Annotated in this window: 18 protein-coding genes; 4 read left to right on the top strand and 14 right to left on the bottom strand. The window is 64.9% G+C overall.

Going from position 1 to position 14,824, the window contains the following annotated elements; translation table 11 throughout:
• Positions 1-63 precede the first annotated feature (63 nt).
• Genes yjgA through C556_RS0108505 form a run of 4 tightly spaced genes read left to right on the top strand, consistent with a single transcriptional unit; the run spans position 64 to position 2,538 of the window.
• Positions 64-618 carry a ribosome biogenesis factor YjgA gene (gene yjgA / locus C556_RS0108490; protein ID WP_018747815.1) on the top strand — a complete coding sequence of 185 codons (555 nt, stop codon included), beginning with the start codon at positions 64-66 and terminating at the stop codon, positions 616-618.
• The gene (locus C556_RS0108495) at positions 615-1,274 is read left to right on the top strand and encodes an HAD family hydrolase (protein ID WP_018747816.1); all 660 of its coding nucleotides are present in this window, start codon (positions 615-617) and stop codon (positions 1,272-1,274) included. Before yjgA ends, C556_RS0108495 begins: the two co-directional genes overlap by 4 nt.
• A complete protein-coding gene (gene mog / locus C556_RS0108500) occupies positions 1,271-1,864 on the top strand; it encodes a molybdopterin adenylyltransferase (protein ID WP_018747817.1) in 594 nt (197 codons plus the stop codon). Before C556_RS0108495 ends, mog begins: the two co-directional genes overlap by 4 nt.
• A complete protein-coding gene (locus C556_RS0108505) occupies positions 1,861-2,538 on the top strand; it encodes an alpha/beta hydrolase (protein WP_018747818.1) in 678 nt (225 codons plus the stop codon). The genes mog and C556_RS0108505 overlap by 4 nt, the downstream gene beginning before the upstream one ends.
• 64 nt (positions 2,539-2,602) lie before the next feature.
• Here the strand turns inward: C556_RS0108505 and C556_RS0108510 are convergent, their stop codons facing one another.
• From C556_RS0108510 to rpoE, 14 genes are all read right to left on the bottom strand, one after another.
• Positions 2,603-4,312, bottom strand: a complete 1,710-nt coding sequence (locus C556_RS0108510) for a cyclic-di-GMP receptor FimW-related protein (RefSeq protein WP_018747819.1) — start codon at positions 4,310-4,312, stop codon at positions 2,603-2,605.
• A 13-nt stretch (positions 4,313-4,325) separates the two neighbouring features.
• Entirely contained in the window at positions 4,326-4,700 is a 375-nt protein-coding gene (locus C556_RS0108515) for a SpoIIAA family protein (protein ID WP_018747820.1), read from the bottom strand.
• Between the two features lie 95 nt (positions 4,701-4,795).
• Positions 4,796-5,548 carry a DNA repair protein RecO gene (gene recO, locus C556_RS0108520; protein ID WP_018747821.1) on the bottom strand — a complete coding sequence of 251 codons (753 nt, stop codon included), beginning with the start codon at positions 5,546-5,548 and terminating at the stop codon, positions 4,796-4,798.
• 10 nt (positions 5,549-5,558) lie between these two features.
• The gene (gene era, locus C556_RS0108525; RefSeq protein WP_018747822.1) at positions 5,559-6,485 is read right to left on the bottom strand and encodes a GTPase Era; all 927 of its coding nucleotides are present in this window, start codon (positions 6,483-6,485) and stop codon (positions 5,559-5,561) included.
• A 23-nt stretch (positions 6,486-6,508) separates the two neighbouring features.
• The gene (rnc, locus tag C556_RS0108530; RefSeq protein WP_018747823.1) at positions 6,509-7,216 is read right to left on the bottom strand and encodes a ribonuclease III; all 708 of its coding nucleotides are present in this window, start codon (positions 7,214-7,216) and stop codon (positions 6,509-6,511) included.
• Positions 7,216-7,578, bottom strand: a complete 363-nt coding sequence (locus C556_RS0108535) for a DUF4845 domain-containing protein (RefSeq protein WP_018747824.1) — start codon at positions 7,576-7,578, stop codon at positions 7,216-7,218. The genes rnc and C556_RS0108535 overlap by 1 nt, the downstream gene beginning before the upstream one ends.
• 23 nt (positions 7,579-7,601) lie before the next feature.
• Positions 7,602-8,558 carry a signal peptidase I gene (gene lepB, locus C556_RS0108540; RefSeq protein ID WP_018747825.1) on the bottom strand — a complete coding sequence of 319 codons (957 nt, stop codon included), beginning with the start codon at positions 8,556-8,558 and terminating at the stop codon, positions 7,602-7,604.
• Between the two features lie 14 nt (positions 8,559-8,572).
• Positions 8,573-10,366, bottom strand: coding sequence for a translation elongation factor 4 (gene lepA, locus C556_RS0108545; protein WP_018747826.1), 1,794 nt, complete (start codon positions 10,364-10,366; stop codon positions 8,573-8,575).
• Between the two features lie 71 nt (positions 10,367-10,437).
• Positions 10,438-10,674, bottom strand: coding sequence for a glutaredoxin family protein (locus C556_RS0108550; protein ID WP_373279192.1), 237 nt, complete (start codon positions 10,672-10,674; stop codon positions 10,438-10,440).
• 5 nt (positions 10,675-10,679) lie between these two features.
• Positions 10,680-12,101, bottom strand: coding sequence for a DegQ family serine endoprotease (locus C556_RS0108555; protein WP_026262928.1), 1,422 nt, complete (start codon positions 12,099-12,101; stop codon positions 10,680-10,682).
• Positions 12,098-12,592 carry a SoxR reducing system RseC family protein gene (locus C556_RS19820; protein ID WP_157236031.1) on the bottom strand — a complete coding sequence of 165 codons (495 nt, stop codon included), beginning with the start codon at positions 12,590-12,592 and terminating at the stop codon, positions 12,098-12,100. The genes C556_RS0108555 and C556_RS19820 overlap by 4 nt, the downstream gene beginning before the upstream one ends.
• A 2-nt stretch (positions 12,593-12,594) precedes the next feature.
• Positions 12,595-13,593 (bottom strand): MucB/RseB C-terminal domain-containing protein, encoded by a 999-nt coding sequence (locus tag C556_RS0108565; RefSeq protein WP_083930504.1) that lies wholly within the window; start codon positions 13,591-13,593, stop codon positions 12,595-12,597.
• On the bottom strand, positions 13,593-14,081 hold the full coding sequence (locus C556_RS21590; protein WP_018747831.1) for a sigma-E factor negative regulatory protein: 489 nt from the start codon (positions 14,079-14,081) through the stop codon (positions 13,593-13,595). Before C556_RS21590 ends, C556_RS0108565 begins: the two co-directional genes overlap by 1 nt.
• Positions 14,082-14,110: 29 nt before the next feature.
• On the bottom strand, positions 14,111-14,728 hold the full coding sequence (gene rpoE / locus C556_RS0108575; RefSeq protein ID WP_018747832.1) for an RNA polymerase sigma factor RpoE: 618 nt from the start codon (positions 14,726-14,728) through the stop codon (positions 14,111-14,113).
• Positions 14,729-14,824 lie beyond the last annotated feature (96 nt).

A 14,824-nucleotide genomic window follows, 5' to 3' on the forward strand; every position in this document is an offset into this window, starting at 1 on the left:
CAGTGGAACAAATGAGGGAGGGTCGTTTGGTATCATAACGGTTTTGCAAAAGCCGCCCCAAACATGAGCCAGGACGATCCCGACCGCGACGACGACGATATCGAACTCGTGAGCAAGACGCGCATGAAGCGCGAAGCCGAAACCCTGCAATCCCTGGGCGAGGCCCTGATCCCGCTGGATCGCAAGCACCTGGAAACGCTCGACCTGCCCGACAAGCTGTTCGATGCGCTGCTCGAAGCCAAGCGCCTGAAGGCGCACGGCGCGATCGCCCGGCAGAAACAATACATCGGCAAGCTGATGCGCCAGGTGGACCCGGCGCCGATCCAGGCGCTGCTCGATACGCTGGCCGGCGTGTCCGACCGGCACACCGCCTGGCTGCACCAGCTGGAACGCCTGCGCGAAGCGCTGATCGCCGATCCCAAGCGGCTGGAGGGCTTCGTCGCCGAACATCCCGGCGTGGACATCCAGCGCCTGCGCCAGCTGATCCGCAGCGCGCAGAAGGAGCGCGCCGACGCGGCCGCCGGCAAGCAGGTCCCCCCCAAAGCGTTCCGCGAGCTGTTCCAGTTGTTGAAGGACCATATCGCCGAGCCGCCGCTCTCTTCCCAGGATTCGATATGACCCTCGCCTTGCCCGCCACCTTCGACGCCCTGTTGTTCGACATGGACGGCACGCTGATCGACTCCACCCCGTGCGTCGAGCGCATCTGGCGCCGCTGGGCCGCCGACATCGGCATCGAGGCCGACGAACTGATCGCCAACATGCACGGCGTGCGTGGTCAGGACACCATCCAGCGCTTCGCCCCCCACGTGGACCAGGAGCGCGAATTCAAGCGTCTGCTCGACTGGGAACTGACCGACCTGGAAGGCACGCTGCCGGTGACCGGCATCCTCGAACGGATTGCCGAGCTGGACGGCGCGCGGTACGGCATCGTCACGTCGGCGATGCGCCAGTTGGCCACGCTCAAGCTGGAGTACTGCGGCCTGACGGCGCCCGCCGCCACCGTGTGCAGCGAGGATGTGGCGCGCGGCAAGCCCTATCCCGATCCCTTCCTGCTGGGTGCCGAGCAGCTGGGCGTCGATCCGACGCGCTGTCTGGCATTCGAGGACGCGCCCAGTGGCGTGCGCGCGGCCAAGACCGCCGGCATGACGGTGATCGCGCTGACCACCTCGCACCGCCCCGACCAGTTGGCGGAGGCCGACCTGCTGATCGGCGACTGGCGCGAGCTGCGTTTCGCCACCGATGGCCGCGGCGGCGTCACCGTGAGTCGCGCATGACCGTGCTAAAGATCGGCCTCGTGGCCACTTCCGACCGTGCCAGCCAGGGCATCTACCGCGACCAGGGCATCCCGGCGCTGGAGGACTGGCTGGCCCGGGCGCTGGCCACACCGTACCAGACCGTGACGCGCCTGATCGCCGACGAACAACCGCAGATCGAGGCCGCGCTGATCGAGCTGATCGATGCGCAGGGTTGCCACCTGGTGTTGACCACCGGCGGCACCGGCCCGGCACCGCGCGACGTCACGCCCGACGCCACGCTGGCGGTCGCCGATCGCGTGATGCCCGGCTTCGGCGAACAGATGCGCCAGGTCAGCCTGCACTTCGTGCCGACCGCCCTGCTCTCGCGCCAGATCGGCGCGATCCGCGGCGCCAGCCTGATCCTCAACCTGCCGGGCCAGCCAAAGTCGATCAAGGAAACGCTGGAAGGCGTGAAGGATGCATCGGGCGTCACCGTAGTGCCTGGCGTGTTCGCCGCCGTGCCGTACTGCCTGGAGCTGCTCGGCGCTCCCCGGGTCGATACCCATCCCCAGGTGGTGGCGGCATTCCGCCCAAAATCCGCCTCCGTGCCCAAGGAACCGCTTGCATGAGCCAGAACGAACTGTTGCCCTGCGTGGAAATCGAAACCGGCGCCGACCCGGTCGCCAGTGTGATCTGGCTGCATGGCCTGGGCGCCGACGGCAACGACTTCGCGCCGGTGGTGCCCGAGTTGGGTCTGCCCGACAACCTGCCACTGCGATTCGTGTTCCCCCATGCGCCGTACATGCCGATCACCTGCAACAACGGCTACGTGATGCGCGCCTGGTACGACATCGTGTACTTCGACAGCATCGATCGCCACGCCGACGAAGCCGGCGTAATGCAGTCGGTGACCCTGGTGCGCGACCTGATCGCGCGCGAGAACGAACGCGGCGTACCGACCGAGCGCATCGTGCTGGCCGGCTTCTCGCAAGGCGGCGCCATCGCCTACACCGCCGGGTTGCTGCACCCGCAGCGCCTGGCCGGCATCGTGGCCCTGTCCACCTATTTGCCGATCCCGCGCCTGATCGACGAATCCCGCGATACCGCCAACGCGCAGACGCCGATCTTCGCCGGCCATGGCACCGCCGATCCGGTGGTGCCCCTCGCCCTGGGACAGGCCGCGCAGCAGCGCGTGGCCGCGCTGGGACACCCGGTACAATGGCAGACCTACCCGATGCAGCACTCGGTGTGCCTGCCGGAGATCCAGCACATCGGTGCCTTCCTGCAACGCGTACTGGCCTGAGCGGCAACGCGCCCCAACAAAAACGCCCTCACAGACGAGGGCGTTTTTGTTGGGGCCGGCCGGACTACTTGATGACCTGCAAGGCCACCCAGATCCAGTCCACGCCCTTTTCCAGCACCGAACCCAGACTGACAGTGAAACTGCGATCGCGCGCCTGCACCCGGTAGAGGCGGTCGCTGGCGTAATCCGCGCCATACAGGATCAGCGTATTCATGTTGCCGCCATCCTGGCCGCGATATGGCAAGTACAGCGCCAGCTTCTGCGCCGGCAGCTCGGCGCCGAGGTCGGACAGCTCCGTCACCACCATTGGCTCGTTGCGCGCGCCGCCGTTTGCCTGCTGGATGCTGACCGCCACCGGCGTGGCGGACAACACCTGGATCCCCGTATAGATCTCGTCGTTGCCGCGTCGCGCCAGCCGGCGTACCACGCCCACCTGCCAGTTCTGGCCGTCACCCAGCCGCACCCCGAGCAAGCGTCCGGGGCGCACCCAGTCGTTCTCGGAATAGCGCAGCACCGCGCCGAAGCCACCTTTCGATTCGTTCTCGATCAGCCACGACTGGTATTCGACGCGTGGCGCACCGATGGTCCCGGTGGGGGTCTGTTGCAGCTTGGAGCGGGTTCGCGCCGAGACGAAGCCATACAGCCGCATGTCCATCAGCTCGTCGTAATCGACCTGGGTGCGGGTCTCGGTCGGCTGGCGGCTGTGCTTCTCGTTGTCGGCGCGCACCTGCTGGCAGATCACGTCCAGCCCGTGCACCACGTCTGCCGCCTTCTTCACGTCGTAGCGCTCGCTGCGCTGGATCTGCGCGTTGCGGATCGACATGGTCCAGAAGGTGTCCAGGTGCTTGAGCAGTTCCAGGCACGACGGCGCGCGACAATCGCTGCCCAGGCCCAGATCCGCCGGCGCGACGCCGGATTCCAGGCGCTTGATGACCTCCTGCACCTCGTGCAGCAGATCGAACAGGCCCCAATAGCGATACGGCTCACCGGTGGATTCCGGCTGGATCTTCTGCGGCCCCTGGGGTTCTTGCAGGTTGACGCAGAAGTGGTCGCGGTCCTCCTGGTGGCGGCGATTGATCTGGACCAGCTTGGACCAGTTGTCCAGCCACTGGTCCACCCAGTCGAGCTGGCGCACCGACAGGTTGTTGGCCGACAGCGTCGCCAGCATCAGCAGCTGGATGTACTCGTCGGCGCAGGAGCTGACCACCTTGTCGCGCACCGGGTAGAGCGCGAACGGATTGCTGTCGAAGCCCTCGATCTCGGACAGGCGATAGAACCGATGCGCCAGCGTCCACAGCTTGCCGGGCACCTTTTCGAAGCGGAAGTAGTGCCATTTGGCTTCGAGGGCGATGTAGTGCAGGCTGCGCGCCAGTACCAGCGGCATGTGCTCGGAAAAGCCCGCAGTGCGGTAGACCTCGTCGCCTTCATGCTCGATGAAGCGCTGGTAGCTTTCGATCATGTGTTGCGAAAAGCCGACGATGTCGCGCCACAGCCGCTGCTCCATGTCCTTGGCCATGCGTGGGTTGGAGACATACTGGAAGCGGATCGCCTCGAACGCCGGCTGCACCATGTTGTCCACCAGCACCAGCGCCTGCAGCGATTCGAAGTCCGGCTTGGCGGGGTGTTCCAGGTACTTGGCGACCGCCTCGCCGACCTTGTCCAGCTGGGTTTGTGGATCCAAAGTCTCGATGCGCCGACACCAGGCCACGGCAACCTTGGGGCTGGAAAGCGGCGATTTCTCGCGGGAGAGCAGGCTGGTGATGAATTCACGCATCTTGGATGTCTGGTTATGTTGAGACTGGCGCTCGATCGGTGTCGCTGTCGACCAGCCACAACTTCGCGCTTTCGAGATCCGGGAACAGCTCGATCTGCGCATCGGTGAACAGTTGGGCCAGCCAGGCGGACCACGTGACCCACTGATCGTTGGTCAGGATCGCCACCTTGCCGAAATCCTGCCGATGGGACCGGCTGAAACGCACTTCCTCGACCGCCATGTCGATCGTGTAGCTTAGCATTTCTGTCAGATCGAACAGTAAATTTGCGCGTCCGCGGAAGCGTATTTCATACAGTACGTTTTCCTCGAATTCACGAAAATCGCCCAGCGTGAACTCGCCCAGCACGGCGACATGCACGAAGTTCTGCTCGTGAGTGATGGTGATCATGATCCAGCCCTCCCGACGTTACCGACAATCTCCAGTTGTCAGCATAGCCCGTCCGGCCAGCGAACGGTTGGCGCGAGCGCGCCCTTCGTCGGTGGTCAGAGGCGTTGCAGGTCGATCAGCAACTGCCGGGTATGCAACGGATTGGCGCCGATCAGCGAGGCAATCATCTGTCGCATCAGCGGCTTCACCTGCAACAGCCATTGCGGCTCCAGGCTGCCCGCCGCCAACGCGAGCAATGCTTCCCCGGGGCAGCCGGCGCGCGTGCCGCTGGGTGTCAGCCCGCTTCCCGGCTCGAAACCATACCGTTGCCGGGGCTGTACCGCCTGCCCCTCGGCGGTGATGCGCCAGTCGGGCGCGTAGCCGAGCGACGACAATAGCGCCAGCTCGAAGCGCCGCAGGATCGGCTCCACCTCGGCGCCCGGTTCGCGCGGCAGCAGCGACAAGGCCTGGATGGCCTCGAAATAGGCGGCGAACAACGGCGGATTGGGCGCGTCGCGCGGCAACAGCCGTTGCAGCAGTTCGTTCAGATAGAAGCCGCAGAGCAAGGGTAGGCCGGCCAGTTGCGCAATGCCGCCCTGCCACTCGGCGGCGTGCAGGGTCTTGAGTTCACCGGCACCGAACCAGGACAGCAGCAACGGCTGGAACCCCAGCAACACGGCGCGCGCCTGCGAGCCGGGCCGTTGCGCGCCGCGGGCGACGATGGCCACCCGGCCATGGTCGCGCGAGAACACATCCAGTAGCCGGCTGGTTTCGCGATACGGCTGTTGATGCAGCACCAGCGCCGGCTGCGCATCGACGCGCGGCGTGTCAGCCAACGCTTTGCGTCGCGGCTTTTTCGCCACAGCCATACTTGTTTGCTTACTCGAAGCCCTGCTGGCGCAAGACCCGGGTGTCGTCGGCCCAGCCGCTCTTCACCTTGACCCATACCTCCAGGTACACCTTGGCGTCGAACAGCTTTTCCATGTCCTGCCGCGCCTCGGTCGCGATGCGCTTGAGCTTCTCGCCATTGCGTCCGATCAGGATCGCCTTCTGGCTGTCCCGGTCGACCAGCACGGCAGCAAAGATCCGGCGCAATTCGCGACCGTCCTTGGTCTGCTCTTCGTCGAACTTCTCGATCTCGACCGTCATCGCATACGGCAGTTCGTCGCCCATCAGACGGAAGATCTTTTCGCGCACGATCTCGGCGGCGAGGAAGCGCTCGTTGCGGTCGGTGACCTGGTCCTCTTCGTAGAGCGGCACCGATTCCGGCAGCAACGGCTTGACCGCCTTCAGCAAGCCGTCGAGTTGCTGGCCCTTCTGCGCCGATACCGGCACCACGGCGGCGAAATCTCGCAGCGCCGCGACACGTTCGATGAAGGGCAGCAAGGCGCTGCGGTCGGCCAGCAGGTCGACCTTGTTGATCACCAGCAACGCCGGGCGATCCGGTGGGATCAACTTGAGCACCGCTTCGTCCTCCGCGCTCCAGCGGCCGGCTTCGACCACCAGCAGGATCACGTCCACATCGGCCAGCGTGGTGGTGACGTTGCGGTTCATCGCCTGGTTCAGCGCGTTGCGATGGCGGGTCTGGAAGCCGGGGGTGTCGACGAAGACGAACTGCGCGTCGGGTTCGGTCAGCACGCCGGTGATGCGGTGACGCGTGGTCTGCGCCTTGCGCGAGGTGATGCTCAGCTTGAGACCGATCAGGTGGTTGAGCAGCGTGGATTTGCCGACGTTGGGACGGCCCACGATGGCCACAAAGCCGCAACGGTAGCCATCGGCCCCTTGCGTTTCGAGATGTTCGGACATGGATTTCCTCGGGGCGGCCTGCGTCAGAAACGCTTGGCCTTGCCCGGATAACGGTCTTTCAAAGTGCCCAGCGCGTCGGCGGCGGCGGCCTGCTCGGCCACGCGGCGGCTGGCGCCTTCGGCACGGGTTTCGACGCCGAGCGCCTCGATGCGGCAGGCGACCTCGAATATCTGGTTGGGCGAATCGCCGTCCTGGCGCAGCAGCAGATACTGCGGCAAGGCCACACGGCGCGCCTGCAACCACTCCTGCAGGGCGGTCTTGCCGTCCTTCAGCGCCCGCGACGGGTCGATGGCGGCGATGCGCGGTGCGAACAACCGCTCGACCGTGGCCTGAGCCGCCTCGAAGCCGGCATCGAACCAGATGGCGCCGAACAGGGCTTCCAGCGCGTCGGCGAGGATGGATGGACGGCGATGGCCGCCGCTCTTCAACTCGCCTTCGCCCAGATGAAGATAGTCGCCGAGATTCAAGGTTCCGGCCACTTCGGCCAGCGCCTCCTGACAGACGAGGCTGGCGCGCAGCCGTGACAGCTCGCCTTCGGTCAACTGGGGAAAGGCCACGAACAGGGCCCGGGCGACCACCGCGTTGAGCACGCTGTCGCCGACGAATTCGAGCCGTTCGTTGTGGGTGGAGGAGAAACTGCGATGGGTCAGTGCCTGGCGCAGCAATCGGGGATCGGTAAAGGCATGGCCGAGCGCCTTGGCCAGGCGCTCGGCGGGCAAGACGACGCTCACTACTCGCTCGACCCCGACACAGCCTGGGTTTCGAAGTCGAACAACAGGCTGACATTGGCCACCAGCGGCACCACTTTCTCGTAGCTGGCGCTGATGGTGGTACGGCCGCCGGTCTGCACGATGACCAGATCCTGGGGCTGCACCGACTGGATGTTGCTGATGTTGGCGTGACGCATGTACGACTCGCGGATCGCCGACGGCGGCTCCGCCGCGTGCTCGCGCACCAGGGTCTTGAGCGTGCTCTTGACGCTGAAGTACTCCACGTAGGCGGGGATGACCTTGAAGAAGGTGATCGCCGCCAGCGCCACCAGGATCGCGATCATGATGAAGCCCACGAAAGACAGGCCCGATTGCTTGCGCATTGACTACTCCCCTGTGCCGGCCATCAACGGATGACGGTGCCGATGCGGCCGAGTTGCTTGTAGTTGAACCAGACGAAGAAGGCGCGACCGACCACGTAGTCGTCCGTCACGAACCCCCAGTATCGGCTGTCCGCGCTGTGATCGCGGTTGTCGCCCATCATGAAGTAATGGCCTTCCGGCACCTTGCAGACGAAGCCGCTGTCATCATAGCGGCAGTTCTCGCGGTACGGGAAGCTGTCCACCTGGTCTTCCTTGATCCAGGGCTGATCGGGCACCACGAAGGTGTCGTACTGCTTGTTTTCGAACTTCTCGTGCACGCGCAGCACCGGGTTCATGTAGATGCCTTCGGCGTATTCGTCGGGGCCGGCCACGTCGGCGGTCACCGTCTGGCCGTTCACGGTCAGCTTCTTGTCGCGATACTCGACGGTGTCGCCGGGCAGGCCGATCACGCGCTTGATGTAGTTGATCGACGGGTTCTTCGGGTAGTTGAACACCATCACGTCGCCATGCTGCGGCGTGCCGACCGGAATAACCACCTTGTTGAGCACCGGCAGACGGATACCGTAGGCGTACTTGTTGACCAGGATGAAGTCGCCCACCACCAGGCCGGGACGCATCGACGACGAGGGAATCTGGTACGGCTCGACCAGGAACGAGCGCAGCAGGAACACCACCAGGATCACCGGGAAGAAGCCACGGCCGTATTCCACCCAGTCCGACGGGCGCTCGCCCTGGCGCTTTTTGGCGAGGACGAACTTGTCGGCCACCCAGATCACGCCGGTGATCAGCACGAAGATCAGCATCGCCGCGGCGATCGAAAAGAAATTCACCAGCAGGATGAACACCCCGACGATCACGGCCAGGTAACCGTACTGCACCAGTTGCGGCGGCTCGTCGCCCTTGCGTTCGTGCTTGGCACCGATGATCGACATGATCACGCCGACCACGGTCACCACGACGCCGATGAGTTGCCAGTTCATGCGGATTCCTTCTTTTATTTATCGGAGACTTGCAGGATGGCGAGGAACGCCTCCTGCGGGATTTCCACGTTGCCGACCTGCTTCATGCGCTTCTTGCCGGCCTTCTGCTTTTCCAGCAGCTTCTTCTTGCGGGTGATGTCGCCGCCGTAGCACTTGGCCAGCACGTCCTTGCGCATCGCCTTCACCGTCTCGCGGGCGATGATCTGGCCGCCGATGGCCGCCTGCACCGCCACGTCGTACATCTGGCGCGGAATCAACTCGCGCATCTTGCTCACCAGTTCGCGGCCACGATAGACGCTGTTGGCGCGGTGGACGATCAGGCTGAGCGCATCGACGCGCTCGCCGTTCACCAACACGTCCAGCTTGACCAGGTCGGCCGCCTGGAATTCCTTGAAGTCGTAATCCAGCGAGGCATAGCCGCGCGACACCGACTTCAGCTTGTCGAAGAAATCCATCACCACTTCGGCCATCGGCAGCTCGTAGGTCAACATGACCTGGCGGCCCAGGTACTGCATGTTGCGCTGCACACCGCGCTTGACGTTGCATAGCGTCATCACCGGGCCGACGTAATCCTGCGGCACGAGGATGGTGGCGGTGATGATAGGCTCGCGGATCTCCTGGTATTTGGACGGGTCGGGCAGCTTGGACGGGTTTTCGATCTGCGTGACCGTGCCGTCCTTCATCACCAGTTCGTACACCACCGTGGGCGCGGTGGTAATGAGGTCCATGTCGAACTCGCGCTCCAGGCGCTCCTGCACGATCTCCAGGTGCAGCAGGCCGAGGAAGCCGCAACGGAAGCCGAAGCCCAGCGCCTGCGACACTTCCGGCTCGAAATGCAGCGAGGCGTCGTTGAGCTTGAGCTTGGTCAGCGAGTCGCGCAGCGACTCGTAGTCGTGGGATTCCACCGGGTACAGGCCGGCGAACACCTGCGATTTCACGTCCTTGAAGCCGGGCAAAGGCGTATCCGCCGCCGGGCGCACGTGGGTGATGGTGTCGCCCACCTTGGCCGACGCCAGTTCCTTGATGCCGGCAATGACGAAACCCACCTCGCCCGCCTTCAGCGCCTCGCGCTGGATCGACTTGGGCGTGAACACCCCCACCTGCTCGCACAGGTGCTGGGCGTGGGTGGACATGAACAGCAGCTTGTCCTTGGGCGCGATCTGGCCGTCGACCACACGCACCAGCATCACCACGCCGACGTAGTTGTCGAACCAGGAATCGATGATCAGCGCCTTGAGCGGGCCATCCGGGTTGCCGGTGGGCGGCGGGATCCGGTTCACCACTTCTTCGAGGATGTCCTCGATGCCGATGCCGGACTTGGCCGATGCGCGCACCGCGTCGGCGGCCTCGATGCCAATGATGTCCTCGATCTCCTGCGCCACGCGCTCGGGTTCGGCGGCCGGCAGGTCGATCTTGTTGAGCACCGGGCGCACTTCCACGCCCAGCTCGATGGCGGTGTAGCAGTTGGCCACCGTCTGCGCCTCGACGCCCTGCGATGCATCGACCACCAGCAGCGCGCCCTCGCAGGCCGACAGCGAACGGCTGACTTCATAGCTGAAGTCGACGTGCCCCGGGGTGTCGATCAGGTTCAGGTTGTAGATCTGGCCATCGCGGGCCTTGTACTGCAACGCGGCGGTCTGCGCCTTGATGGTGATGCCGCGCTCCTTCTCGATGTCCATCGAGTCGAGCACCTGTTCGCTCATCTCGCGCAGCTCCAGCCCGCCGCAGAACTGGATGAAGCGATCGGCCAGGGTGGATTTGCCGTGGTCGATGTGGGCGATGATCGAGAAATTGCGGATATGCTTCATGTACGGCTTGGATTTCCATTAAAAAGGGCACGCAACGCGTGCCCCTGCTGCATTTTGAATAGCCGTGGATTCTAGCGGAATTTCGCCAGGCGATCATCCAGCGCCGCCAGGTCCAGATGGTAGTGGCAGATTTCCGCGTCGTCGGGGTCGGCCAGCACCGGCACCCACTCGCCGTGGCGGGTTTCCAGCGCCTCGTCGTCGTCGATGTCCACCCAGCGCACGGAGAACCCGCGGTCAGGCGCGAGCCGCACCAGCTGCTCGCGCATGCTGGTGCACAAGCCGCAGTACTCGCGCCCGTAGAGCGTCAAGGCGATCACTTGTCCGGCGCCTTCAGCGAGATGAACAACGACGCGCCGCCGCGCAGCACGCGCAACGGCAGGGCCTGCCCGGGCTTGAGGTCGTCCAGCGCCTTCTTGAGCTGTGCGGTGCTGCTCAGTTCCTGGCCGCCGATGCCGGCGATCACGTCGCCCTGCATCAGGCCCGCCTTGCCGGCCGCGCCGCTCGCCCCTTGCACGATCAGCCCGTACTTCAGCCCCAGTTCCTTCAATTGGCGCGGATTGGTGATCTCGCGCACCGACAGGCCGAAGCGGTTGCTGTCCTCCTTCTTGCCGCCCTTGTACTCGCGGCCGGCCGTCGCGCGGTCGGGCTGTTCCATCTCGCCGATGACCACGCTGATGTCGCGGGAAGCCTTGTCGCGCCACACCTGGAGCTTGGCATTGGTGCCGGGCTTGGTATCGGTGACCATGCGCGGCAGGTCCGCCGTGGTCTGCACCGGCTGGCCGTTGAACGCCGTCACGATGTCGCCCGGCTTGAGGCCCGCCTTGTCGCCCGGGCCGTCCTTGTCCACCGACGACACCAGCGCGCCCGACGCCTTGGGCAGGCCGAAGCTCTTGGCCAACTCCTCGTTCACTTCCTGCACCGTCACGCCGATGCGACCGCGCGACACCTTGCCGTGCGCCTTGAGCTGATCGGCCACCTTCATCGCCACGTCGATGGGAATGGCGAACGACAGGCCCATGTAGCCGCCCGAACGGCTATAGATCTGCGAGTTGATGCCGACCACCTCGCCCTTCATGTTGAACAGCGGGCCCCCGGAGTTGCCCGGATTGATCGCCACGTCGGTCTGGATGAACGGCACATAGGTTTCGTCCGGCAGGTTGCGCCCCTTGCCCGAGACAATGCCGGCGGTCACGGTGCTCTCCAGGCCGAACGGCGAGCCGATGGCGACCACCCATTCGCCCACCTTCAGCGCCTCGGCGTCGCCCAGATCCACCTTGGGCAGGTTGGGCGCCTCGATCTTGAGCAGCGCCACGTCGGTGCGTGCATCCGAGCCGATCACAGTGGCCTTGAATTCGCGCTTGTCGACCAGCTTGACCTTGATCTCGTCGGCGTCGGCGATCACGTGCGCATTGGTCAGCACGTAGCCCGAACCGTCGATGATGAAGCCCGATCCCAGCGATTGGGTCTGACGCTCGCGCGGGCCTTGCGGTCCCATCGGCGGCATCGGGAAACCGAAGCGGCGGAACAGGTTGAGGGTGTCGTCGTCCAGGCCGTTGAAGCCGTTCTCGGCCTCGCGCACCGTGCCGGTGGTGGATACATTGACCACGGCGCGGCCTTCCTTTTCCACCAACTGGGTGAAGTCGGGCAACGACGCCGCGTTGGCGGCAAACACACTGGCAGCCCCAAGGGCCACGACACTGGCGAACATCCAGGCTTGAGTCGATATCGTTTTCATGGCTTTCGATGGAGGTTGGAACGGGAACAGTTGGCGACGGGCGGGATCGTCCCGCCGTCGGGATAACGGGCGAGGATGCGCGGCTCGGCGGTATGCGGCGCGCGGCGCTTCAACCAGAGGAAGGCCGCCGTCAATGCAAAGGTCGCGCCGACAATGGCGCCGACCTCACGCCACGACGACGGCACCAGCCAGCTTCCCAGCAGCGCGCCACCCAGCAAGGCGGCCAGCGGCACGCCGTAGCCGCTCAGCGCGGCGGACAACAGCGCACGGTCCGCGACGCCGACACGGACCCGCTCACCGGGTTGCGCATCGAGATCGTTTTCCACCCGGAACCCACGCTGCGCCTGATCGAACAGGCGGCTCAACGCCACGGCCTTGCAGCCGGTGGCCGGATCGCAATGGCCACACGGGGCATGCGGACGGATCGTCACCCAGGCATGGCGGCCGCTCACGCGTTCCACCTGGGCATCGGTTTCGATCCACCCGGCCATGTTCATTGCGCCGTATCGGTCTCGCGCAGCACGTAGGCGTTGCTGATCAGCTGCACCGCCTCGGCGGGCACCTCGCCGACCACCGTCAGGACATAATTGCCGAGCGGCCGGCTGAAGAAGCTCATGCCACCCTGCTGCGACAGGCTGGGCGCCATCGACCGCTGCTTGGGCTCGATGAACACGGAGACCGTGACCAAGCCATCGCTATAGAGATGATGCGTCACCGGGCGCCCCTTGCCCCACATGCTGCGCTTGGCCTTCACCAGCCGGAAACCCGGCGGCATGGCATGCACTTCCCACTCGGGGTCCTGCACTCTCAACGCGTCGCCATCGCCGTTCTCCAGCGGAACGGTGCGCAGCGGGTGGCTGGGCTTGAGCAGCTTGCGGTCGATGTTGCCGCCGATCTGGATCTGCGAGAACGTGAACAGCTCGATGGGCTCGCTGCGCACGCCCAGCATCATCGACTTCAGCATCAGGCCGGTTTCGGGATGGATCCAGTAGCGGTGCGGAAAGCGGAAGCGGTCGCGTGGCTCGAATTCATAGATGTCGGTGGCCACCCCGGCGACGCGGGCGTGGCCGGTGCGGCGTACCACGTAGCCGGACAGCAGTTGCTGCGCCTGCTCGGGCCATGCGCGCGGGAACAACTTGGACATCATGCGACGGTCGATCGAGGTCGGATAGGCCTCGTCGGGCAGGAACAGGCCGACGCGGTCGCCGTCGCGCATCAGTTCCAGCGGCGGGCCGTCGAGCGTCTCGCGGCGCTCGATGTCCTTGTCGCCGTCGGCGATGTGGACCACGCGGACCGTCTCGAAGCGGTCGCCGTACTGGTGGACATACACCCCCTGGTAGGACACCAGCCTCGGGGCGTTGGCCACGCGTTGCACCAATTGATTGGCTTCGGCGGCCGACAACGGCGCCGACGTCGCCGGCCCGGCGGCCAGCAGGGAAGCACTGGACAGCAACACACCGCCGGCCAGCAACCACACGCTCGGAATTCTCATTACTTTGCTTGCGAGGGGTCGAAGGAAGCCTGCATGAATTCGCGTCCGGCAAACGGATTGCCGGAGTCGTGGCGGTGCGCCGCCAGGTAACCCTGGATGCGCGCGCCCTCGTCGTCGAGGCCCTGCGTCTGTTGCGCCAGGGCGACGGCCGGAACGGCGTTGCCGCGGGAAGCGCCGTAGTAGGCCTGCCAGCCGACCACGCTGACGAAGGCCACCGACGCCGCGGCGGAAAGGGGAACCAGCGCCCGCCGCAGCAGCGAGCGCCGCTTGACCGGCACCATGACGATGGGCTCGGCGGCAAGCCGCTCGGAGAAGCGCTTCATGAAATCGGGAGACAGCAGAGGATGCTCCTGCATCACGTCGCCGACCAGATGCCAGTCATGCCAGTCCTGGCGCAGATCACCATCGACACCGAGCTGACCGAGCAACCGGTCGCGATCATTCGCTTCGAGCTCGCAGTCGATCAAGGCGGACAACTGCTCTTTCATGGTGGGAAACCCTCTTTATATGTGCCGGCCTACCAGCGCCGGTCCTTGCCTACCGTTTCCAGCAACGGCTTCAATTTTGCCGAAATAGCCTCGCGAGCGCGAAAGATTCGTGACCGCACTGTACCAATCGGGCAATTCATCACGCTGGCGATGTCCTCGTAGGAGAGGCCTTCCATCTCTCGCAGCGTGATCGCCGTCCGAAGCTCGTCGGGCAGTGTCTCGACCACTTCGTTGACAGTTCGGACAATCTCGCGGTTAGCAAGTTCAGACTCCGGGGTGTGGTAGTCGGGAATTTGCGCCGCGGCGTCCAGCGTCTCGCCGTCTTCGTCCTCGTAATCGGCGGAAAGTTGCGGCCGCCGCCCGAGCGAGGCGAGGTAATTCTTCGCCGTGTTGATGGCGATGCGATAGAGCCAGGTGTAGAAGGCGGATTCGCCGCGGAACGACGGCAAGGCGCGGTAGGCCTTGATGAAGGCCTCCTGGGTGACATCCTCGATTTCGCCGGGATCGCGGATCAGGCGTGACAGCAGGCGGGCGATGCGCCGTTGGTATTTGGCCACCAGCAGCTCGAAGGCGCGCTTGTCCCCTGCCTGGGCGCGGGAGACCAATTCTTGGTCGATCTCCCGTTCGGTGCGTTTCTCCAAAAGCATGCTCCGTTCATCGGCCCGCGTGGCAGGCGCTTTCTCGTGATGCCGTAGCAGATGGTGCCGGACGAACGGTTTTGCAAGAGGCTTGATCCAGCCCAT

The organism is Chitiniphilus shinanonensis DSM 23277, from assembly GCF_000374805.1.
In the GTDB taxonomy this organism is placed as follows: Bacteria; Pseudomonadota; Gammaproteobacteria; order Burkholderiales; family Chitinibacteraceae; genus Chitiniphilus; species Chitiniphilus shinanonensis.

Excerpts from the sequence above, each read along its gene's own strand:
- yjgA (WP_018747815.1), top strand. The coding sequence starts at position 64 with ATGAGCCAGGACGATCCCGACCGCGACGACGACGATATCGAACTCGTG.
- C556_RS0108495 (WP_018747816.1), top strand. The coding sequence starts at position 615 with ATGACCCTCGCCTTGCCCGCCACCTTCGACGCCCTGTTGTTCGACATG.
- mog (WP_018747817.1), top strand. The coding sequence starts at position 1,271 with ATGACCGTGCTAAAGATCGGCCTCGTGGCCACTTCCGACCGTGCCAGC.
- C556_RS0108505 (WP_018747818.1), top strand. The coding sequence starts at position 1,861 with ATGAGCCAGAACGAACTGTTGCCCTGCGTGGAAATCGAAACCGGCGCC.
- C556_RS0108510 (WP_018747819.1), bottom strand. The coding sequence starts at position 4,312 with ATGCGTGAATTCATCACCAGCCTGCTCTCCCGCGAGAAATCGCCGCTT.
- C556_RS0108515 (WP_018747820.1), bottom strand. The coding sequence starts at position 4,700 with ATGATCACCATCACTCACGAGCAGAACTTCGTGCATGTCGCCGTGCTG.
- recO (WP_018747821.1), bottom strand. The coding sequence starts at position 5,548 with ATGGCTGTGGCGAAAAAGCCGCGACGCAAAGCGTTGGCTGACACGCCG.
- era (WP_018747822.1), bottom strand. The coding sequence starts at position 6,485 with ATGTCCGAACATCTCGAAACGCAAGGGGCCGATGGCTACCGTTGCGGC.
- C556_RS0108535 (WP_018747824.1), bottom strand. The coding sequence starts at position 7,578 with ATGCGCAAGCAATCGGGCCTGTCTTTCGTGGGCTTCATCATGATCGCG.
- lepB (WP_018747825.1), bottom strand. The coding sequence starts at position 8,558 with ATGAACTGGCAACTCATCGGCGTCGTGGTGACCGTGGTCGGCGTGATC.
- lepA (WP_018747826.1), bottom strand. The coding sequence starts at position 10,366 with ATGAAGCATATCCGCAATTTCTCGATCATCGCCCACATCGACCACGGC.
- C556_RS0108555 (WP_026262928.1), bottom strand. The coding sequence starts at position 12,101 with ATGAAAACGATATCGACTCAAGCCTGGATGTTCGCCAGTGTCGTGGCC.
- C556_RS19820 (WP_157236031.1), bottom strand. The coding sequence starts at position 12,592 with ATGGCCGGGTGGATCGAAACCGATGCCCAGGTGGAACGCGTGAGCGGC.
- C556_RS0108565 (WP_083930504.1), bottom strand. The coding sequence starts at position 13,593 with ATGAGAATTCCGAGCGTGTGGTTGCTGGCCGGCGGTGTGTTGCTGTCC.
- C556_RS21590 (WP_018747831.1), bottom strand. The coding sequence starts at position 14,081 with ATGAAAGAGCAGTTGTCCGCCTTGATCGACTGCGAGCTCGAAGCGAAT.
- rpoE (WP_018747832.1), bottom strand. The coding sequence starts at position 14,728 with ATGCTTTTGGAGAAACGCACCGAACGGGAGATCGACCAAGAATTGGTC.